Origin of the sequence: Allobosea sp. TWI1241 (genome assembly GCF_039673065.1) — a bacterium.
In the GTDB taxonomy this organism is placed as follows: Bacteria; Pseudomonadota; Alphaproteobacteria; order Rhizobiales; family Beijerinckiaceae; genus Allobosea.
Genome location: NZ_JBDJKW010000006.1, coordinates 140,369 through 159,155 on the forward strand (window position 1 = coordinate 140,369; position 18,787 = coordinate 159,155).

The 18,787-nt window shown below is 70.4% G+C and carries 19 protein-coding genes; 17 read left to right on the plus strand and 2 right to left on the minus strand.

What is annotated here, in order from left to right; translation table 11 throughout:
• Position 1 precedes the first annotated feature (1 nt).
• The 6 genes from ABE438_RS10195 to ABE438_RS10220 are packed head-to-tail and all read left to right on the plus strand — an operon-like array spanning position 2 to position 4,557.
• On the plus strand, positions 2 to 394 hold the full coding sequence (locus ABE438_RS10195) for a hypothetical protein (protein WP_346502498.1): 393 nt from the start codon (positions 2 to 4) through the stop codon (positions 392 to 394).
• Complete coding sequence (locus ABE438_RS10200) at positions 394 to 1,383, plus strand: radical SAM protein (RefSeq protein ID WP_346502499.1); 990 nt, start codon at positions 394 to 396, stop codon at positions 1,381 to 1,383. The genes ABE438_RS10195 and ABE438_RS10200 overlap by 1 nt, the downstream gene beginning before the upstream one ends.
• Positions 1,383 to 2,591, plus strand: coding sequence for a radical SAM protein (locus tag ABE438_RS10205; protein WP_346502500.1), 1,209 nt, complete (start codon positions 1,383 to 1,385; stop codon positions 2,589 to 2,591). The genes ABE438_RS10200 and ABE438_RS10205 overlap by 1 nt, the downstream gene beginning before the upstream one ends.
• A 49-nt stretch (positions 2,592 to 2,640) precedes the next feature.
• Entirely contained in the window at positions 2,641 to 3,729 is a 1,089-nt protein-coding gene (locus ABE438_RS10210) for a lipoyl protein ligase domain-containing protein (protein WP_346502501.1), read from the plus strand.
• The gene (locus ABE438_RS10215; RefSeq protein WP_346502502.1) at positions 3,726 to 4,109 is read left to right on the plus strand and encodes a DsrE family protein; all 384 of its coding nucleotides are present in this window, start codon (positions 3,726 to 3,728) and stop codon (positions 4,107 to 4,109) included. The genes ABE438_RS10210 and ABE438_RS10215 overlap by 4 nt, the downstream gene beginning before the upstream one ends.
• A 7-nt stretch (positions 4,110 to 4,116) precedes the next feature.
• A complete protein-coding gene (locus ABE438_RS10220) occupies positions 4,117 to 4,557 on the plus strand; it encodes a glycine cleavage system protein H (protein ID WP_346502503.1) in 441 nt (146 codons plus the stop codon).
• A 48-nt stretch (positions 4,558 to 4,605) separates the two neighbouring features.
• On the opposite strand, the gene selD is transcribed toward ABE438_RS10220, so the two are convergent.
• A complete protein-coding gene (gene selD, locus ABE438_RS10225) occupies positions 4,606 to 5,664 on the minus strand; it encodes a selenide, water dikinase SelD (RefSeq protein ID WP_346502504.1) in 1,059 nt (352 codons plus the stop codon).
• Positions 5,665 to 5,966: 302 nt separating this feature from the next.
• On the opposite strand from selD, the gene ABE438_RS10230 reads away from it, so the two are divergent.
• The 11 genes from ABE438_RS10230 (at position 5,967) to ABE438_RS10280 (ending at position 18,570) form a co-directional block, all read left to right on the plus strand.
• Positions 5,967 to 6,182 (plus strand): TOBE domain-containing protein, encoded by a 216-nt coding sequence (locus ABE438_RS10230; RefSeq protein ID WP_346502505.1) that lies wholly within the window; start codon positions 5,967 to 5,969, stop codon positions 6,180 to 6,182.
• 7 nt (positions 6,183 to 6,189) lie between these two features.
• Positions 6,190 to 7,329: a cysteine desulfurase family protein gene (locus tag ABE438_RS10235; protein ID WP_346502506.1), complete on the plus strand. Its 1,140-nt coding sequence runs from the start codon at positions 6,190 to 6,192 to the stop codon at positions 7,327 to 7,329.
• Between the two features lie 141 nt (positions 7,330 to 7,470).
• Positions 7,471 to 8,067, plus strand: a complete 597-nt coding sequence (locus ABE438_RS10240) for an invasion associated locus B family protein (protein WP_346502507.1) — start codon at positions 7,471 to 7,473, stop codon at positions 8,065 to 8,067.
• 924 nt (positions 8,068 to 8,991) lie between these two features.
• The gene (locus tag ABE438_RS10245; protein ID WP_346502508.1) at positions 8,992 to 9,927 is read left to right on the plus strand and encodes a hypothetical protein; all 936 of its coding nucleotides are present in this window, start codon (positions 8,992 to 8,994) and stop codon (positions 9,925 to 9,927) included.
• Between the two features lie 274 nt (positions 9,928 to 10,201).
• Complete coding sequence (locus ABE438_RS10250) at positions 10,202 to 13,108, plus strand: monovalent cation/H+ antiporter subunit A (RefSeq protein ID WP_346502509.1); 2,907 nt, start codon at positions 10,202 to 10,204, stop codon at positions 13,106 to 13,108.
• The gene (locus ABE438_RS10255; RefSeq protein WP_346502510.1) at positions 13,099 to 13,440 is read left to right on the plus strand and encodes a Na+/H+ antiporter subunit C; all 342 of its coding nucleotides are present in this window, start codon (positions 13,099 to 13,101) and stop codon (positions 13,438 to 13,440) included. Before ABE438_RS10250 ends, ABE438_RS10255 begins: the two co-directional genes overlap by 10 nt.
• Positions 13,440 to 15,074 carry a monovalent cation/H+ antiporter subunit D gene (locus ABE438_RS10260; RefSeq protein ID WP_346502511.1) on the plus strand — a complete coding sequence of 545 codons (1,635 nt, stop codon included), beginning with the start codon at positions 13,440 to 13,442 and terminating at the stop codon, positions 15,072 to 15,074. Before ABE438_RS10255 ends, ABE438_RS10260 begins: the two co-directional genes overlap by 1 nt.
• Positions 15,071 to 15,559 (plus strand): Na+/H+ antiporter subunit E, encoded by a 489-nt coding sequence (locus tag ABE438_RS10265; protein ID WP_346502512.1) that lies wholly within the window; start codon positions 15,071 to 15,073, stop codon positions 15,557 to 15,559. The genes ABE438_RS10260 and ABE438_RS10265 overlap by 4 nt, the downstream gene beginning before the upstream one ends.
• Positions 15,556 to 15,840, plus strand: a complete 285-nt coding sequence (locus tag ABE438_RS10270) for a K+/H+ antiporter subunit F (RefSeq protein ID WP_346502513.1) — start codon at positions 15,556 to 15,558, stop codon at positions 15,838 to 15,840. The genes ABE438_RS10265 and ABE438_RS10270 overlap by 4 nt, the downstream gene beginning before the upstream one ends.
• The gene (gene mnhG / locus ABE438_RS10275; protein ID WP_346502514.1) at positions 15,837 to 16,214 is read left to right on the plus strand and encodes a monovalent cation/H(+) antiporter subunit G; all 378 of its coding nucleotides are present in this window, start codon (positions 15,837 to 15,839) and stop codon (positions 16,212 to 16,214) included. The genes ABE438_RS10270 and mnhG overlap by 4 nt, the downstream gene beginning before the upstream one ends.
• Positions 16,215 to 16,296: 82 nt before the next feature.
• On the plus strand, positions 16,297 to 18,570 hold the full coding sequence (locus ABE438_RS10280) for a heavy metal translocating P-type ATPase (RefSeq protein WP_346502515.1): 2,274 nt from the start codon (positions 16,297 to 16,299) through the stop codon (positions 18,568 to 18,570).
• On the opposite strand, the gene ABE438_RS10285 is transcribed toward ABE438_RS10280, so the two are convergent.
• The gene (locus ABE438_RS10285; protein WP_346502516.1) at positions 18,555 to 18,785 is read right to left on the minus strand and encodes a heavy-metal-associated domain-containing protein; all 231 of its coding nucleotides are present in this window, start codon (positions 18,783 to 18,785) and stop codon (positions 18,555 to 18,557) included. The genes ABE438_RS10280 and ABE438_RS10285 overlap by 16 nt on opposite strands.
• Between the last annotated feature and the right edge of the window lie 2 nt (positions 18,786 to 18,787).

An 18,787-nucleotide genomic window follows, 5' to 3' on the forward strand; every position in this document is an offset into this window, starting at 1 on the left:
GATGAGCGACACCGCCCTCACCGATTTCGACCGCTGGCTCGCCGAGGAATACTCCGCCGGCGACGCGCGCGGCTTCACCGCCTTCATCATCCTGGTGAAGATCAAGAAGCAGGACGTCCAGCCGATCTGCTCGACCTTCCTCCACGTCATCGGCACCGAGACCGACTGGGGCGAGATCACCAATCTCTTCGCCGGCTCCGGCATGCGCTGGGATGCCGCCGTCTTCTTCGTCAAGCGCGACCATCGCCATGGCGGCCCGCTCGACAATCCTGCGGCGCGCATCATCCTGCTCGAGCAGGAGGCGAAGGTCGCCGACGACCGCCTCGCCATCAACCAGGGGCATTTCTTCGACGTCTGGGGCCGGCGCATGACGGTCGAGGAGGTTCCGGGCTGATGGCGGCAATGGCGCTCGCGGCGGAGGTCGGCCTGCCGGACGTGCTGGCGGACCGTCTCGCCGCGATCGGCCTGCCCTATCGCGAGCGGCTGTTTCGCGCCTCGACCCCGAGCTTCCGCCAGTTCGACAGCGACGAGCTCGGCGCCTGCCGGTCCGGCGCCTTCCCCGCCTTCTCGATCACCGGCGGCACCTGCGCGCTCAACTGCAAGCATTGCCGCGCCGAGATCCTCAAGCCGATGATCCCGACCGGCGACCCGGCGGCCTTCGAAGCGACGCTGCGCGGCATGATCGCCCGCCAGGGACTGAAGGGCTTCCTGCTCTCGGGCGGCTCCAGCCGCCGCAACGAGGTTCCCTTCGACCGCTACCTGCCGGCGATCCGCCGCCTCAAGGACGACCATCCCGGCCTGGAGGTGCTGCTGCACACCGCCCTGGTGGATGCGCGCCGGGCCGCCGCGCTGAAGGCGGCCGGCGTCGACGTCGCCATGCTCGACATCATCGGCGACCAGGACACGGTACGCGAGGTCTACCATCTCGACCGGCCGGTCGCCGATTTCGACGCCTCGCTCGGCCATCTCGTCGCGGCGGGGCTGACCGTGGTGCCGCATATCGTCGTCGGCCTGCATTTCGGCCGGCTGCGCGGCGAGGAACGCGCGCTGGAGATCATCGCCCGCCATCGCACCGGCGCCGCCATCCTCGTCGTGCTGATGCCGGCCTTCGCCATGCAGGGCTTCGGCGTGGTGGACCCCGTCACGGCCGCCGGCTTCTTCGGCGAGGCGCGCCAGGCGCTGGACGACCGGCTGCTGCTGCTCGGCTGCGCCCGCCCACACGGCGCCGCGCGCCCGACGCTCGACGTCGCCGCCGTGCTCGCCGGCTTCGACGGCGTCGCCTACCCCACCGACGAGGCGGTCCAGGCGGCGCGCGCGCTCGGCCGGCCCTTCGAGCACGCCCATGCCTGCTGCGGCACGCAATCCTGCGCGAGGGCCGCCTGATGGGTTGCGTCCCGCCCGAAAGCGCCCCGGCGCTGATCCCGCGCAAGCCCGAGCCGGTGCCGGCCGAGGCGCGCAACGGCATGGCGGTGAAGCGCGAGGCGCTGCAGCCGGACGGCGTCTACCGCCCGCGCTACCGCCGCACCCCGGCGATGCGCTCGCCCGACTATGTCCAGCTCTCCACCGCCGCCGCGATCACGCTCGGACTGGTGCCGGGCAAGCTGCATCGCTGCGGCTGCACGCGCTGCCTCAACCTGCTGCTGACCTATCCGGAAGGCTGCCGCGCCAACTGCGCCTATTGCGGGCTGGCGCGCCATCGCGAGGCGGCGACCAATTATGCCGACCGGAATTTCATCCGGGTGGATTGGCCGGCGGCACCGCTCGACGAGATCATCGCCCGTGTCGCCGATGCCGGCGCGGCAACGCCCTTCCACCGCATGTGCATCTCGATGATCACGCATCCGAACTCGGACGCGGATACGGTGACCGTGCTGGAACGCTGGATGGCCCGCATCCCGCGCGCGGCGGTGCCGGTCTCGATCCTGTCGAACCCGACCACGATGGGCCGCGCCGACGTCCAGGCGCTCTACGATCTCGGCGCCGACCTCTTCACCGTGGCGCTCGACGCCTGTACGCCGTCCCTGTTCGAGCGCACCCGCGGCAAGGGCGTCGAGAGCCCGCACAGCTGGCGCAAATACTGGTCGGTCTTCGAGGAGGCGCGGGCGATCTTCGGCCCCGGCCGCATCGGCATGCACCTGATCGTCGGCCTCGGCGAGAGCGACCGCGACGTGCTGGAGATCTGCCGGCAGTTGCACGCGCTCGGCGGGCATTCGCATCTGTTCTGCTTCTTCCCGGAGCGCGGCAGCCTGATGGACCATCTGCCCGCCCCGCCGCGCGGCCGCTGGCGGAGGCTCCAGCTCGCGCGCTACCTGATCGAGTATCGCGACCATCCCTTCGCCGCGCTCCGCTTCGACGCGGAAGGCGCGCTGGTCGATTTCGGCATGGAGGAAGCGGCGCTGCAGGCGGTGATCGCCACCGGCGTCCCCTTCCGTACCTCCGGCTGCCCGGGCAAGGAGCGCGAGGACGTCTCGGCCTGCGACCGGCCCTATGGCGACAGCCCGCCCTCGAACATTGCGAGCTATCCCTTCCAGCCCAACGGCAATGATCTGCGCACGATCCGCAGCCAGATCGCCCGGGGCGCGGCACCGTGACCGTCCTCCCGTCATCCGCCCCGCCGCCCGCCGGCCTCGAACGGACATCATGAGCCAGACCCTGCGCATCATCGACAGCGGCCTTCGCAGCGCCCGCGCCAATCTCAGCCTCACCGAGGCGCTGACGCGCGGCCGCCGCGCCGGCACCACGCCCGACAGCTTCCGCTTCCAGCATTTCCCCCGCAGCGCCATCGTCGGGCGCCACCAGATCCTTCCCCGCGAGGTCGACCTGGCCTGGTGCGCCGCCAACGACGTCGCCACCGCCCGGCGCATGACCGGCGGCGGTGCCATCGTTATGGGCCCGGGCCTGCTCGGCTGGGAGCTGATCCTGTCGCGCACGCTGGTGCCGGACGGGCTCGCCGAGACCTCGGCCAGGCTGTGCGGCGCGATCGCCGCCGGCCTGTCGCGCTTCGGCATCGCCGCCACCTATCGCCCGCGCAACGACATCGAGGTCGGCGGACGCAAGGTTTCCGGCACCGGCGGCTATTTCGAGGGGCAGGTGCTGGTCTTCCAGGGCACGGTGCTGGTCGATCTCGACATCGGCTTCATGACGAGCGCTCTCAACCTGCCGATCCGCAAGCTCGGCAAGCGCGGGCTCGACGCCTTCGCCGAGCGCGTCTGCGACCTCAAGGGCCTGCTCGGCACAGCACCCGCCATGCGGACGGTCGAGGAGGCGCTGGCGGAGGCGGTCGGCGAGGCGCTCGGCCTCGTGCCGGAATGGGGCACGCTCACAGCGGCCGAGGAAGCGCTGGCCGGCGAGGTCCATGACACCGAGATCGGCCGCGACGCCTTCGTCGAGGGCCATGACGACGCCTTTCCAGCGCCCGGCCGCCTCGTCAGCCATGCGGTGCAGACACCAGGCGGCCTGATCGAGGTGACGCTGAAGCTGCGCGATGGCGCCGGCGCGATCATCGACCAGGCGGTGATCAGCGGCGACTATTTCGCCGCCCCGCCGCGCCTCGCCGCCGATTTGGAAGCGCATCTGCGCCAGTTGCCGGCCGAGGCCGCGGGCGAGGCCGCCGCCCGCTTCCTCGACACAGCCGGCGCCCGCTTCCTCGGGCTGGAGCGTGCCGATGTCGTCGCGGTCGTCGCTGAAGCGGCGCGACAGGCCGCGGCGCCTGCGGGCGACGTGCCATGAGCGCCGCCGAACGCCTGCTGATCGTGCTGGTGAACACCGACCCCCGCAATGGCGAGGAGCTCGGCGCACCGTTCTACCACGCCTCCGTCGCCGCCGCGCTGGGCTACACGGTCGACGTGGTCTGCACCGCCACTGCCGGCCGGCTGCTGCGGGTCGGCGTCGCCGCCGGGCTCGAGGTCAAGGCCGGCAGCGGCCGCAGCGTCTACGACTTCATCAAGGACGCGCACGGCCATGGCGCCCGCTTCTGGGCCTGCCCGAACAATCTCGACCTGTTCGACATGGCCCGCGACGAGCTGATCCCGGAATGCGCCGGCATGATGAGCGCCACGCAGATGATCACCGACCTGATGGACGGCGAATGCCGCGTCCTGACATACTGACGGCGCCATGATCACCGTCCGCGGCTGCCGCTTCCCCGCCCATCTGCTCTACGACGTCGCCAACCATGTCTGGTACGAGCGGCTGGACGACGGCTCCTTCCGCGTCGGCATGACCAGCGTCGCGGTGGCGCTGGCCGGCGACATCCTCGCCTTCACGCCGCGGCGCGTCGGCCGCCCGGTCGAGGCCGGCCGCGCCTGCGCCACGGTGGAGAGCGGCAAATGGGTCGGCCCCGCCCGCATCGTCTTCGACGGCGAGGTGCTGGCGGTGAACGAGGACATGATGAACCGCCCGCAGCTCGCCAACGAGGATTGCTACGGCGTCGGCTGGATGCTGGTGGCGAAACCCGGCGACGAGGGCCCGATCGCGAGCCTGGTCTCCGGCAACCAGATCGCCGAGGCCTACGAGGCCTGGATGGAGGCCGAGAACTTCCCCGGCTGCGGCGAATAGGCGGCGAGCAGGCAGGCCTCGCTGCCGCCCTGCCGGCCCGGAATCCTGCTAGCCCACGGCGCCTTCGACCCTGACCACCGGCTCGCCGGCCTCGATCCGGCCGATCACCGCCGCGCTGGCATAGCCGCCGGCCTTCAGCTGGGTGACGATCGCCTCGGCCTCCGCCTGATCGCAGGTGACGAGCAGGCCGCCCGAGGTCTGCGGATCGGTCAGCAGGTGCTGCTGCCAGTCCGGCGTGCCCTCCGGTAGGCGGATGCCCTCGCCATAGCTCGTCCAGTTGCGCTTCGAGGCGCCGGTGAAGATGCCGGCCTTCGTCCATTCCAGCGCCTTCGCCAGCAGCGGCACGCGCCCGGCCTCGACGACCAGCGTCGCGCCCGAGGCGCGCGCCACCTCGAGCCCGTGCCCGAGCAGGCCGAAGCCGGTGACGTCGGTGACCGCGTGCACGGCCGGGTTCGCCGCGAGATCGGCGCCAGCGCGGTTGAGCAGCGTGGTCGAGGCGACCATCTCGGCATAGGTCTCGCCGTCGATCAGCCCCTTCTTGATCGCCGCCGAGTAGATGCCGACGCCGAGCGCTTTGGTCAGGATCACCGCGTCGCCGGGCTTGGCCATAGCGTTGGTGCGCAGCTGCGAGGGATGGCAGATGCCGATCACCGCCAGCCCGTATATCGGCTCCTGCGAGTCGATCGAATGCCCGCCGGCGACCGGGATGCCGGCCCCGGCGCAGGTCTCGGCACCTCCGGCGAGGATCTCGCGGATCACGCCGGCATCGAGCTTGTCGATCGGCATGCCGACGATGGCGAGCGCCATGATCGGCTTGCCGCCCATGGCATAGACGTCCGAGATCGCATTGGTCGCGGCGATCCGGCCGAAATCGCGCGGATCGTCGACCACCGGCATGAAGAAGTCGGTGGTGGCGATGATGCAGGTGTTGTCGTCGACCTGCCAGACCGCGGCGTCGTCGGCGGTGTCCGAGCCGACGAGAAGCTGGTTGAACGGCGCCGCCGCCGGCATGCCGGCGAGCAGGTTCTGCAGGACGGCGGGCGCGAGCTTGCAGCCGCAGCCGCCGCCATGGGCGAGACTGGTGAGGCGGGGCGTCATGTCGTTCATCGGTCGCACAGCGCGCTCGGCGCGCCTCCCTGCTGGACTTGGACTGTGGAACGGCGGCGGGCCGGGGCGCACGGCGTGCGCGGGGCGCCGCCGAAGCGTGAGCCCGCCGCGCCGCGTTGAGCGGCGGGCCTGTCGGGCATTGGCCGGGACGGGGCAGGACCTGCCACGGGGAAACGAGCCATTCGACTGCCGATTGAACAGAATCCGCGCGCCCATGCAACCGGCCCGCCGCGACCGGGCTCTGGACTTTCGCGGCGGCTGCGACCAGCCTCTCCCCAGACAAGCGCGAGGGAGGCACCGCGATGACCCGGCACAATGCCCGCAACGACATTCCCGCCAGCGTGGTCGCGATCAAGCGGGGCGACGTCATGGCGCAGGTCGATGTCGAGCTGAAGGGCACCAGTTACCGCATGAGCTCGGTGATGACGGTGGACTCGCTCGACGCCATGGGGCTGAAGCAGGGCGACACGGTGCATGTCGTCGCCAAGGCCGTGAACGTCCTGCTGACGCGGGAGTGAGGCCGCGGTGACCGCAACGCCGATCTACCTCGACTACAACGGCACCACCCCGGTCGATCCCGCGGTGCTCGAGGCGATGCTGCCCTTCCTGCGCGAGCATTACGGCAACGCCTCCTCCGCGACGCCGCTCGGCCGCGTGGCGCGCAGCGCGATCGAGGCCGCCCGTGCCGAGGTCGCGGCCCTGATCGGCGCGCGTCCCGGCGAGATCGTCTTCACCGGCGGCGGCACGGAGGCGAGCAACCACGCCATCCGCGGCTTTGCTGCCATCGCCCCCGCCGCGCGCCGGCGGATCGTCACCACCACCGTCGAGCACCCCGCCACAGAGATGCCCTGCCGCCGGCTGGAGCGCGAAGGCTTCGCCGTGGCGCGCATCGGCGTCGACGGCGACGGCCGGCTCGACCTCGCGGCGGCACTGGCGGCGATCGGCGAGGCCACGGCGCTGGTCACGGTGATCCACGCCCAGAACGAGATCGGCACGTTGCAGCCGGTCGCCGAACTCGCAGCCGCTACCCGCGCCGCCGGCGCGCCGATCCATGTCGACGCGTCGCAATCGCTCGGCAAGGTGCCTGTCGACGTCTCGGCCTGGGGTATCGACGCGCTGACCATCGCCGGTCACAAGCTCTACGCGCCCAAGGGCATCGGCGCGCTCTATCTGCGCGAGGGCCTGTCCGTGCCGAGCGTGATCGACGGCGCCGGGCAGGAGGGCGGCCGCCGGCCCGGCACCGAGAACGTGCCCTTCATCGTCGGTCTCGGGCGCGCCTGCCGGATCGCGACAGAGCGTCTGGCGCAGGATGCCCGCCGGCTGGAGACGCTGCGCGAGCGGCTCTGGCAGGGCCTGAGCGCGGCGGTACCCGGGCTGCGCCGGCTCGGCGGGGCGCAGACTTTGCCCAACACCTTGAACGTGCTGTTCCCGGACGCGGTCGGCAATGACCTGCTCGCGGCGACGCCGGCGATCGCGGCCTCGACCGGCTCGGCCTGCCATGCCGGGGATTCCAAGCCGAGCGCCATCGTGCTCGCGCTTGGCATTCCGGCGCAGGAGGCGCTGGGCGCCGTGCGCCTGACCCTGGGCCGCGCGACCACGGAAGCGGAGATCGACGCGGCGGTCGCGGCGCTGGCGACGGCGCATCGCGCCGGCGGCCGGGCCTAGCCTCCCGGACGCCGCGCGTGCGCGGCGCACCGGCCTTTCGCCGTCTTGCGAAAAGCGGATGAGCGTACCCTTGCGGCATGCCATTCTGCGCCGGCGGGACGCGATTCTTCCAGCGCGATCCCTCAGGGTTGAGACAGCGACATGACCAGAACTCCCGCCCTGTCCGTCCAGTCCGCCGCGCACCGCCATCGCGCCGTCGCGACCGGGATCGCCGCCGCTGTCGCGCTTGCCCTGTCCGCCTCCGGCGCGCTGGCGCAGGACAAGGCCGGCGCCAAGCCTGCCGCGCTGCCCGGCGGCGCCAGCTCCCTGACCGAATCCTTCGAGAACTGGCAGGTCGCCTGCGCCGCACCGGGCGGCACCGCCACCTGCACCGTCTCGCAGACCCAGGTGCAGAAGGAGCGACGGCGCGTCCTCGACATCCGCTTCATGAGCCCGGCGCCCAAGGGCGCGCCGGGCGGCTGGCTGTCCCTGCCCTTCGGGCTCGAGCTGGCCGCCGGCGTCGTCTTCCAGATCGACGAGGACAAGCCGAGCGCGCCGCAGGCCTTCAAGACCTGCCTCCCGACCGGCTGCGTCGTCCCGCTCGACCTCGCCGGCCCGGTTCTCGCCGGCCTGCGCAAGGGCACGACGCTGAAGCTGAAGGCGACCTCGACCGACGGCCAAGCCGTACCGCTCGCGGTCCAGCTCGGCGGCTTCGCCCAGGCCATGGACCGCGCCGCCGCGGTTGCAGCGGCGAAGTGAGCCTGCGGCCGGCCTGAGCGCCGACGGCGCAGGCCGGACGCATATCGCGGCTTCACGAGACCGGCACGCCGCTACGTCCTTGCCATCGCCCCTCACTCGGCCGGGACGACGGCGCGATCGTCTCCGCCTGAGGATGATGTACGCGGGGAGGCGCTCCTTCAGCGCCGCCCCCGGGATCGGCCAGCCATTTTCCACAGAGCGATCACGTAAAAGTCATCCATCGGCCGTTTTACGAGACCCGGACATATTGACCGCCTTTGGTGGATCACCAATAATCGGATTCGCACCCTCGCTGAAATTCAGAGACGATTACGCATATATAGACCGACGCATAGATGAATTGACGTAAAGTAATTTTATTATCTTCAATGAAATTTATACATTTTCATGAGCGATTTTTATTGCTTCTCGAAACGGACATTGCTGATAAAAATGCAAAAATTATTTCTATGGAAATGAAATTATCTTTACCCCGCAAGATCGCGAAAACAGCGACGCGGCCGATACACTCGACATCCGAACCTGAAACGGACTGGCCGGGCACAGACCACCCGGCAACGCTGCGCCTTGTGGAGACAGGCGGGGCGCGGCCTTCCACCCGGCCGAGCGTAGCCGCCCCCGCGGGCGACGCATGAACAGGCGACGCGACGCCGCCTGCTCGCTGGCGGCGTCAGCCGGCAGAGCGGACGGGTAGGGACACGTAACCAAAGGGGAGAAGCGCAGCGCGATGAGACCATCATCATACGGCCCGAAGCCACCGGCCACCCCGGAGCCGGCGAGCGCTCCGAGCGACGCCGGAGCGCTGCGCCCGCCGAAACCGGGACGCCAGCCGGCACGCGCGCCACGGGGCGCATAGCCGCCGGACAGTGAAGATCGGCCGGACCCGGTTGGGGCCGGCCAGGGGGGGGGGGGGGAGACCAGATCGTGACGATCGGCACCGAAATGCATCAGGCCCAGTACGAGACCCTTCTCGGCAGGATCGCGGCGATGACCGCGCACCCGAATTTCCGGCCGGCCGCGGCGTGCTATTTCCGCGAATTCCACCGGACGCAGGTCAAGAACCACGCCCTCCTCAAGCTCGCCTCCGACGAAGGCCGCTATGCGCTGGCCGTCAAGATCGTGGCGATGCTGATCTCGAGCAGCGAGACCCGAAAGCTCACGATCGGCATGCTGCAGAGCTTCGCCGAGGAGCATCGCCTCTGCTCGCGCAACCGCGTCACCATGATCATCAACGTCGCGGAACTTTTCGGCTATCTCCACAGGATCAAGGACGCCAGGGACCGCCGCTCGCGCACCATCGTCGCGACGGAGAAGTTCCAGCGCATGTTCGATGACGGGTTCCGCTACTTCTCGTTGCCGCTGGCGCTGATCGACCCGCAGAAGAGCCGGTTGATCCCGCTCGCGGACAGGGCGCTCTGCGCCGATTTCGTCGCGGAGGCGATCGACCTCTATCTCGGCGAGATGCGCTTCGGCGAGCTGTTGCCGGAGCTCCGGGCCTTCATCCATCGCGACGGGGCGCTGGAGATCATGGCGCGCCTGATGATCGAGGCGCGGTATTTCACGCCCGAGCAGCGGACGATCGTCGACCTGCCCTATGCGCGGCTCGCCGGCGAGATGGCGCTGTCGCGCTCGCATGTGCAGAAGTTCTTCGCGACGCTGGCCGAGCGCGAGCTCGTGCGGCTGGGACGGCCCGGCGGACGCGAGATCGAGATCCTGCCCAAGGGCGACCTCGTCGCGCACCAGATCGCCGCTTCCTTCCTCTGTGTGTTCCAGATCGCGGCCGGCACCATGCTGCGGCGGCGCGGCCTGCTCGACGCCGCGGACGATGCCGCACCGGCAGCGCTGCGCGAAAGCGCATAGACAGCCCGGCCCGCGGGCCGGAGACCGGTCCACGGCGCGCCCGGCACGGTTCATGCTTGACGACCTTGCGGGGGGCGGCGGATCGCGGGACGCGGCGGCCGGCGGCCGCACGCCTGTCGGGGTTTTCCGGCCCGCCTGCGGCGACGCGCGGCATCGCAAGGTCCGCCGTCGCTTCCTATATGCATCGCGACGCTTATTCTGCGATCAGACCGTTGCGCATCGAGACCGATCGCGTCAGAACGAACCACGCCCGCACCGCTGACGAAGGAGAACGATGGATCCCTCCCCGCTACTACTGATCCTCGCTCTGCCTTTCATCGCCAGCCTCGCTGTGGTCCTTCTTCCGTCGGCTTCGCGGGAGCCGCCGACCTGGGTCGCCGGGGCCACGATGCTGGCCTGTCTTGCCTGCTCGCTCGCGCTTTATCCTTCGGTCGGCGCCGGCGAAGTCGTTCGCTACACCATTTCGTGGATTCCGGCCCTCGGGCTCGACATGACCCTGAGGATGGACGGTTTCGCCTGGGTCTTCGTGACCATGGTGACCGGCATCGGCTTCCTCGTGGTGATGTACACCCGCTATTATATTTCGGCCGAGGACTCGGTCCGGCGCTTCTACCAGCTCTTCCTCGCCTTCACCGGCTCGATGCTCGGCGTCGTTCTGTCGGGCAATCTCGTGCTGCTGGTCGTGTTCTGGGAGATGACCAGCATCTTCTCCTTCCTGCTGATCGGCTACTGGCACCATAGCCAGGGCGCGCGCGACGGCGCCCGCATGGCGCTCACCGTGACCGGCGTCGGTGGCCTCGCCCTGCTCGGCGGAGTGCTGATCATCGGCCACATCGTCGGCAGCTACGACCTCGATTCCGTGCTGGCCTCGGGCGACGCCATCCGCTCGCATGCGCTCTACGTGCCGGCGCTGCTGCTCGTCCTGCTCGGCGCGCTGACCAAGAGCGCCCAGTTCCCCTTCCATTTCTGGCTGCCGAACGCGATGGCGGCACCGACCCCGGTCTCGGCCTTCCTGCACTCCGCCACCATGGTGAAGGCCGGCGTCTTCCTGATGGCGCGGCTCTGGCCCGTCCTGTCCGGCACGCAGGAATGGTTCGTCATCCTCGGCCTCGCGGGCATGGCCTCGCTGGTTCTCGGCGCCTATCTCGCCATGTTCCAGCACGACCTGAAGGGCCTGCTCGCCTATTCGACCATCAGCCATCTCGGCCTGATCACGCTGCTGCTCAGCCTGGGCAGCCCGCTCGGCGCCGTCGCGGCGATCTTCCACATGCTGAACCACGCGACCTTCAAGGCGTCGCTGTTCATGGCCGCCGGCATCATCGACCACGAGACCGGCACGCGCGACCTGCGCAAGCTCTCCGGCCTGTTCCGCTACATGCCGATCACCGGCACGCTGGCCATGGTCGCCAGCGCCGCCATGGCCGGCGTGCCGCTGCTCAACGGCTTCCTCTCCAAGGAGATGTTCTTCGCCGAGGCCGTCGAGACCCATGCCGATTCCTGGGTCGACATCATCGCGCCTTATGCCGCGGTGCTCGGCAGCGCGCTGGCCGTGACCTATTCGCTGCGGCTGATCCATTCGATCTTCCTCGGCGCCCCGCCGGAGAGCTTCCCCCGCGAGCCGCACGAGCCGCCGTTCTGGATGCGCTTCCCGGTGATGTTCCTGGTGGTCGCCTGCCTGGTCGTCGGCATCATGCCCGCCCAGACCATCGGCCCCTTCCTCCACGTCGCCGTCGCCTCGGCGCTCGGCTCGGCCACGCCGCAATACAGCCTGGCGATCTGGCACGGCTTCAACATCCCGCTGGCGATGAGCGTGATCGCGCTGGTCGCCGGCGCCCTGCTCTATCTCGGCGCCGCGAACTATCTGGAATGCGCCGAGCGCGCCCCGATCTTCGGCCGCATCCAGGGCCAGCGCGTCTTCGAGCGCGTCACGGTCGCGATCTCCTGGCGCTGGGCGCGCATGATGCAGGAGACCTTCGGCACCAACCGCCTGCAGGCGCAGATGCGCCTGATCGCCGTGGTGGCGATCGCGGCCGGCGCCGCGCCGCTGCTGCTCTCCGGCCTCGGCCTGCGCCAGGCCCGGCCGATCCAGCTCGACCTCGCCTTCGCCGGGCTGTGGATCATCGGCGCGATCTGCGCGGTGGCGGCGGCCTATCTCGCCAAGTTCCACCGGCTGGCGGCGCTCGCCCTGCTCGGCGGCACCGGCCTGGCCACCTGCACCACCTTCTTCTGGCTCTCCGCGCCCGACCTCGCCGCGACGCAGCTCGTCGTCGAGATCGTCACCACCGTGCTGATCCTGCTCGGCCTGCGCTGGCTGCCCAAGCGCTCGGAAGCCTTCGCCACCGAGGAGGGCTGGCTCTCGCGCCTGCGCCGCTCGCGCGACCTTGCCATCGCGGTCGCCGCCGGCCTCGGCATGGCGGTGATGTCCTATGCGGTGATGACGCGCGACGCGCCGGACTCGATCTCGCGCTTCTTCGTCGAGAAGGCCTATAGCGAGGGCGGCGGGCGCAACATCGTCAACGTCATCCTGGTCGATTTCCGCGGCTTCGACACGCTCGGCGAGATCACCGTGCTCGGCATCGTCGCGATCACGGTCTTCGCGCTGCTGCGCCGCTTCCGCCCGGCGCCTGACAGCATCGAGCTGCCCGAGCAGCAGCGCATCCAGCGCTCCTATGACGACGCCGACCCCGACCGCGACGCCGGCACCACCAAGATGGAGTATCTCTTCGTCCCGGCGGTGATCATGCAGTGGATGTTCCCGGTCGTGATCGTGCTCGCCGCCTATCTCTTCGTGCGCGGCCATGACGCGCCGGGCGGCGGCTTCGCGGCTGGCGTCGCCATGGCGGCCGGCTTCATCCTGCAATACATGGCGGCCGGCACGCGCTGGGTCGAGGACAGGCTGCGCATCCTGCCCGTGGTCTGGATCGGCGGCGGCCTGCTGATCGCCGCGCTGACCGGCCTGGTCTCGGTGCTGCTGGGCGATCCCTTCCTGACCTCCTATTTCCGCTATGCGGAGGTGCCGCTGATCGGGAAGGTGCCGCTCGCCAGCGCCGCCCTCTTCGATCTCGGCGTGTTCAGCCTCGTCGTCGGCGCGACCGTCCTGATGCTGATCGCCATCGCCCACCAGTCCATCCGCCGCCTGCGCGCGGCCCGCCTCGAGGAGGAGCGCCAGAAATGGAACTGACGCTCGCGATCGCCATCGGCGTCATCACCGGCTCGGGCGTCTGGCTCGTGCTGCGCCCGCGCACCTACCAGCTCGTCATCGGGCTGTCGCTGCTGGCCTATGCCGTCAACCTGTTCATCTTCAGCATGGGCCGGCTGCGCATCGGCGCGGCCCCGGTGCTCGGCCCGGGCGGCGCCGGCAGCGCCGCCGACCTGGCCGACCCGATCCCGCAGGCCCTGGTGCTGACCGCGATCGTCATCGGCTTCGCCACCACCGCGCTCCTGCTCGTGGTCCTGCTCGTCGCCCGCGGGCTGACCGGCAACGACCATGTCGATGGCCGAGAGAAGCGGTGATGGACTGGTCACGCCATCTCCTGGTCGTCCCGGTCCTGCTGCCGCTGCTCACCGGGTCGCTGCTCCTGCTGATCGGCGAGGTGCGCCATACGCTGAAGGCGCTGATCAGCCTCGCCTCCTGCGTGCTGCTGCTGGTCGCGGCCTGCGCGCTGCTGCGCCTCGCCGCCGGGCTGCCGGAGACCGGCGGCGCGCTCACCGCCTCCTATGCCGTCGCCGACTGGCCGGCGCCCTTCGCCATCGTGCTGGTGGTCGACCGGCTCTCGGCGATGATGCTCGTCGTCACCGGCATCCTGGCTCTGGCCTCGCTGATCTTCTCGATGGCGCGCTGGCACAGCGCCGCGCCGCATTTCCACACGCTGTTCCAGTTCCTGCTGATGGGGCTCGGCGGCGCCTTCCTCACCGGCGACCTGTTCAACCTCTTCGTCTTCTTCGAGGTGACGCTGGCGGCCTCCTACGGCCTGCTGCTCTACGGCTCGGGCACCTTCCGCGTCCGCTCCGGCCTGCACTACATCGCGATCAACCTCGCCGCCTCGCTGCTCTTCCTGATCGGCGTCGCGCTGATCTACGGCGTCGCCGGCACGCTCAACATGGCCGATCTCGCGGTGCGCCTGCCGGCGGTGGTCGAGGCCGACAAGCCCCTGCTCTATGCCGGCGCCGCGATCCTCGGCGTCGCCTTCCTGGTCAAGGCCGGCATGTGGCCGCTCTGCTTCTGGCTGCCCTCGGCCTATATGGCGGCGGCGGCCCCGGTCGCGGCGCTGTTCGTCATCCTGACCAAGGTCGGCGCCTATTCGCTGCTGCGCATCGGCCTGCTGGTCTTCGGCCCGGCGGCAGGCGAGGCCGCGGGCTTCGGCGGCACGGTGCTGCTCTGGGGCGGCATGGCGACGATCGCCTTCGCCACCTTCGGCATCCTGGCCTCGCAGACGCTCGGCACGCTCGCCGGCTACAGCGTGCTGATCTCGTCGGGCACGCTGCTCGCCGCCATCGGCATCGGCGAGCGCGCGGTGATCTCGGGCGCGCTGTTCTACCTGGTCAGCTCGACCTTCAGCACCGCCGCCTTCTTCATGCTGATCGAGCTGGTCGAGCGCGCCCGTGAACCGGCGGCCGACCTGCTCGCCGTCACCATGGAGGCCTATGGCGACGAGAGCGAGGAGGAGGAGGAGCGCGAAGACGAGCAGGTCGGCGTGATCATGCCCGGCGCGCTCGCGGTGCTCGGCCTCTCCTTCGGTGTCATCGCCATCCTGCTGGCAGGCCTGCCGCCATTGTCCGGCTTCATCGCCAAGTTCGCCATGCTGACCGGCATGCTCAATCCGGCAGGCCTCGGCGACACCGCCGCGGTGCCGGGGCGAATCTGGGGGCTGGTCGCGCTGGTGATCCTGTCCGGCCTTGCCGCGCTGATCGCGATGATGCGCAGCGGCATCCGCATCTTCTGGGCGCCGATGGAGCTGATCGTGCCGCGCGTGCTGGTGGTCGAGGTCGCCCCCATCGTCGCGCTGCTGACGCTGTGCCTGATGCTCGTCGTCCAGGGTGGCGCCGTCGTGGCCTATACCGATGCCGCCGCCCGCGCCCTGCACACGCCCGCGACCTACATCCAGAGCGTGCTGGGTGTCTCCCCGCCGGCCGGGAGCGCGCCATGATCAGCCGCATCCTTCCCTATCCCGTCCTGACCGTCGCGCTGCTGGTGATGTGGATGCTGCTGACCGCGTTTTCGCCGGGGCAGTTCCTGCTCGGCGGGATCATCGCGGTCGGCGCCTCGCGCGTCATGGCTGCGCTGCAGCCCGACAAGCCGCGCCTGCGCAACTGGCACCTGATCCCGAAGCTGGTGGCGATCCTGCTCTGGGACATCCTGCTCTCCAACATCGCCGTCACCCGCATCATCCTCGGCGGCGGGCGCCCCGGCCGCCGCTCGGGCTTCGTCGCCATCCCGCTCGATCTGCGCGACAAGACCGGGCTCGCCATCCTGGCCTGCATCGTCACCAGCACGCCCGGCACAGCCTGGATCGAATACGCGCCCGATACGGGCGTGCTGCTGATCCACGTCCTCGACCTGGTCGAGGAGGATGAATGGGTCGACACCATCAAGAACCGCTATGAGAAGCTGCTCATGGAGGTCTACGAATGAGCGCCGCCGTCATCCTGCACTGGTCGGTCAGCGCTGCCCAGCTCATGCTGGTCGCCGCGATGGGCTGCTACACCTACCGGCTGATCCGCGGCCCCCGCGCCCAGGACCGGGTGCTGAGCCTCGATGCGATCTACGTCTCCGCCATGCTGCTGGCGCTGACCGCCGGCATCCGCACCGGCAGCACCTTCTATTTCGAGGCGGCCCTGATCATCGCCATCCTCGGCTTCGTCTCGACCATCGCGCTGGCCAAGTTCCTGATGCGCGGCGAGGTGATCGAATGAGCCATGCCGAGACCCTGCCGGCCTGGGCCGCGCTGCTGACCTCCTTCTTCCTGCTGGTGGGCGCCGGGCTGACGCTCGTCGGCGCGATCGGCACTGTGCGCCTGCGCAGCTTCTTCGAGCGCGTCCACGCCCCGACGCTCGGCACCAGCTGGGGCACGGGCGCGATGGTGCTGGCCTCGATGCTGTTCTTCACGGTGCAGGGCTCGCGGCTCGCCGTGCACGAGCTGCTGATCGGCATCTTCATCACCGCCACCACCCCGGTGACGCTGATGCTGCTCGCCCGTGCGACGCTCTATCGCGACCGCACCGAGGGCAAGGAGGACGTGCCGTCGCGCGCCATCATGCGCCGCCGCTCCGGCAGCCAGAGCCATTGACGGCATGAGCGCCGCAAAAGGCGCTTGACCCTCTAGTCGCTAGAGGAATTACGGTCTCCCCGTTCGAGATGAGGAGACCGCCATGACAGCGGCGAGCAACAGCCCCGGCGAAAGCCCCCGCAGCCTGACCTGGACGGTCACGGGCATGGATTGCGCCAGCTGTGCCAACACGCTGGAGAGCGCGATGGCGCGCCTGCCCGGCGTCGGCGACATCGCCGTCTCGGTGCCGCGCGAGCGGCTGAGCCTGACGCTGAGTGGCAGCGCGACGACGCAGGGCGAGATCGAGGCGCTGATCCGCAAGCTCGGCTACCGGCCGAGCGCGCTGGCGACGCTAGGCGCAGCGGATGCCGAGGCCGGCACGGCCGGCCATGAAGCCTGCGGCCACGATCACGCCGACCACGATCACGATCATGCTCATGGCGCGCCGCCGGCAGCGGCGACTTCCGCCGACGAGGCCGCGCGGTGGTGGGCCACGCCCAAGGGCCGCGTCGCGCTGACCGCCGGCGGGCTGCTCGCCGTCGCCTTCGTCGCGGGCGAACTGGTGCCGGCGGCCTCCTTCTGGTTCTTCGTGGCGGCGACGCTGCTCGCCATCGCGCCCATCGCCCGGCGGGCGGTGGCGGCGGCCCGCGCCGGGGCGCCCTTCACCATCGAGATGCTGATGACGATCGCCGCCATCGGCGCCCTCGTCATCGGCGCGATCGAGGAGGCCGCGGTCGTCGTCTTCTTCTTCGCGGTCGGCGAGGTGCTGGAGGGCGTCGCCGCCAACAAGGCCCGCTCCGGCATCAGGGCGCTGGCGGCGCTGGTGCCGCGCACCGCCCTGCTCGACGAGAACGGCGCGGTGCGCGAGGTCGCGGCCGAGAGCCTGCGCATCGGCCAGACCGTGCTGGTGCGCCCGGGCGACCGCGTGCCGGCCGACGGCACCGTGGTCGACGGCCATTCCGGCGTCGACGGATCGCCGATCACCGGCGAATCCGTGCCCAAGGCCAAGGAGCCGGGCGCCGCGATCTTCGCCGGCTCGATCAACCAGGACGGGGCGTTGCGCGTGCGCGTCGACAAGGCGGCGCAGGACAACACCATCGCCCGCATCGTCACCCTGGTCGAGGAGGCGCAGGACGCCAAGGCGCCGACCGAGCGCTTCATCGACCGGTTCTCGCGCGTCTACATGCCCTTCATCGTCGGGCTCTCGGCGCTGGTCGCGATCGTGCCGCCACTGGCCTTCGGCGCCGACTGGGGCACCTGGGTCTATCGCGGCCTGGCGCTGCTGCTGATCGGCTGCCCCTGCGCGCTGGTGATCTCGGTGCCGGCGGCCATCGCCTCCAGCCTGTCCATGGCGGCGCGGCGCGGCCTGCTGATCAAGGGCGGCGCGGTGATCGAGGAGCTCGCCCATGTCCGCACGATCGCGCTCGACAAGACCGGCACCCTGACCCGCGGCCGGCCGATCGTCACCGACGTCGTCGCCCTCGACGGCGACGCCCGCACGCTGCTCGGCCTCGCCGCCGCGGTGGAGCGCGAATCCAGCCATCCGCTGGCGCGCGCCATCGTCGACCGCGCCGAGGACGACCGCGCGCCGCGCCTGGTGGCGACGACCAGCCGCGCCGTGCCCGGCAAGGGCATGGAGGCCAGCGTCGCCGGCGCGACGCTCTTCATCGGCGCGCCGCGCTTCGCCGCCGAGCGCCTGCCGCTCGACGAGGACCTCGCCGCCCGCATCGCCGCGCTGGAGGAACAGGGCAAGACGGTGGTCGTCGTGCATCGCGACGGGCGCCATGCCGGGCTGGTGGCGCTGCGCGACGAGCCACGCCCCGATGCGCGTGCCGCCATGGCCGAACTGCGCGCGCTCGGCGTCATCCCGGTGATGCTGACCGGCGACAACCGCCGCACCGGCGCCGCCATCGCGCACGATCTCGGCGTCGAGGTCCAGGCCGAGATGCTGCCCGAGGGCAAGGTCGCGGCGATCCGCGCGCTCGCGGCACAGGGCGGCGTCGCCATGGTCGGCGACGGCATCAACGACGCGCCCGCGCTCGCCGCCGCCAATGTCGGCGTGGCGATGGGCTCCGGCACGGATGTCGCGCTGGAGGCGGCGGACGCGGCGCTGCTGAAGAGCCGCGTCGCCGATGTCGGCCGGCTGGTGCGCCTGTCGCGCGCCACCATGGCCAATATCCGCCAGAACATCGCGATCGCGCTCGGGCTGAAGGCGGTGTTCCTGGTGACGACGCTGACCGGCACCACCGGGCTCTGGCTCGCCATCATGGCCGATACCGGCGCCACCGTGCTGGTGACGCTCAACGCGCTCAGGCTGATGACCTTCTTCCGCGGCGAGGACGAGGCCGCGCCGCAGCCGGCTCAGCGCGCGGTGTAGCCGGCCTCCGCAACCAAGCGGATCGCCGCCGCGCGATCCGTCGAGCCGGCGACGCTGACGCGCTTGCTCTGCGCGTCGGCCTCGACGGCGGTGCCGGGCAGGCCGCGCTCGAGCGCGGCCTTCACCGTCTGGGCGCAATGGCCGCAGCTCATATCGGCGACGGTGAGCTCCATCGCCGGGGCGGCGGATGCGGTGCTGGACGGGTCGGCGCTCATGG

Bases quoted from the DNA above. Each gene is read 5' to 3' on its own strand.
- ABE438_RS10285 (WP_346502516.1), bottom strand. From the start codon at position 18,785: ATGAGCGCCGACCCGTCCAGCACCGCATCCGCCGCCCCGGCGATGGAG.
- ABE438_RS10205 (WP_346502500.1), top strand. From the start codon at position 1,383: ATGGGTTGCGTCCCGCCCGAAAGCGCCCCGGCGCTGATCCCGCGCAAG.
- ABE438_RS10215 (WP_346502502.1), top strand. From the start codon at position 3,726: ATGAGCGCCGCCGAACGCCTGCTGATCGTGCTGGTGAACACCGACCCC.
- ABE438_RS10260 (WP_346502511.1), top strand. From the start codon at position 13,440: ATGGACTGGTCACGCCATCTCCTGGTCGTCCCGGTCCTGCTGCCGCTG.
- ABE438_RS10250 (WP_346502509.1), top strand. From the start codon at position 10,202: ATGGATCCCTCCCCGCTACTACTGATCCTCGCTCTGCCTTTCATCGCC.
- ABE438_RS10220 (WP_346502503.1), top strand. From the start codon at position 4,117: ATGATCACCGTCCGCGGCTGCCGCTTCCCCGCCCATCTGCTCTACGAC.
- mnhG (WP_346502514.1), top strand. From the start codon at position 15,837: ATGAGCCATGCCGAGACCCTGCCGGCCTGGGCCGCGCTGCTGACCTCC.
- ABE438_RS10265 (WP_346502512.1), top strand. From the start codon at position 15,071: ATGATCAGCCGCATCCTTCCCTATCCCGTCCTGACCGTCGCGCTGCTG.
- ABE438_RS10270 (WP_346502513.1), top strand. From the start codon at position 15,556: ATGAGCGCCGCCGTCATCCTGCACTGGTCGGTCAGCGCTGCCCAGCTC.
- ABE438_RS10200 (WP_346502499.1), top strand. From the start codon at position 394: ATGGCGGCAATGGCGCTCGCGGCGGAGGTCGGCCTGCCGGACGTGCTG.
- ABE438_RS10230 (WP_346502505.1), top strand. From the start codon at position 5,967: ATGACCCGGCACAATGCCCGCAACGACATTCCCGCCAGCGTGGTCGCG.
- ABE438_RS10280 (WP_346502515.1), top strand. From the start codon at position 16,297: ATGACAGCGGCGAGCAACAGCCCCGGCGAAAGCCCCCGCAGCCTGACC.
- ABE438_RS10255 (WP_346502510.1), top strand. From the start codon at position 13,099: ATGGAACTGACGCTCGCGATCGCCATCGGCGTCATCACCGGCTCGGGC.
- ABE438_RS10195 (WP_346502498.1), top strand. From the start codon at position 2: ATGAGCGACACCGCCCTCACCGATTTCGACCGCTGGCTCGCCGAGGAA.
- ABE438_RS10210 (WP_346502501.1), top strand. From the start codon at position 2,641: ATGAGCCAGACCCTGCGCATCATCGACAGCGGCCTTCGCAGCGCCCGC.
- selD (WP_346502504.1), bottom strand. From the start codon at position 5,664: ATGAACGACATGACGCCCCGCCTCACCAGTCTCGCCCATGGCGGCGGC.
- ABE438_RS10240 (WP_346502507.1), top strand. From the start codon at position 7,471: ATGACCAGAACTCCCGCCCTGTCCGTCCAGTCCGCCGCGCACCGCCAT.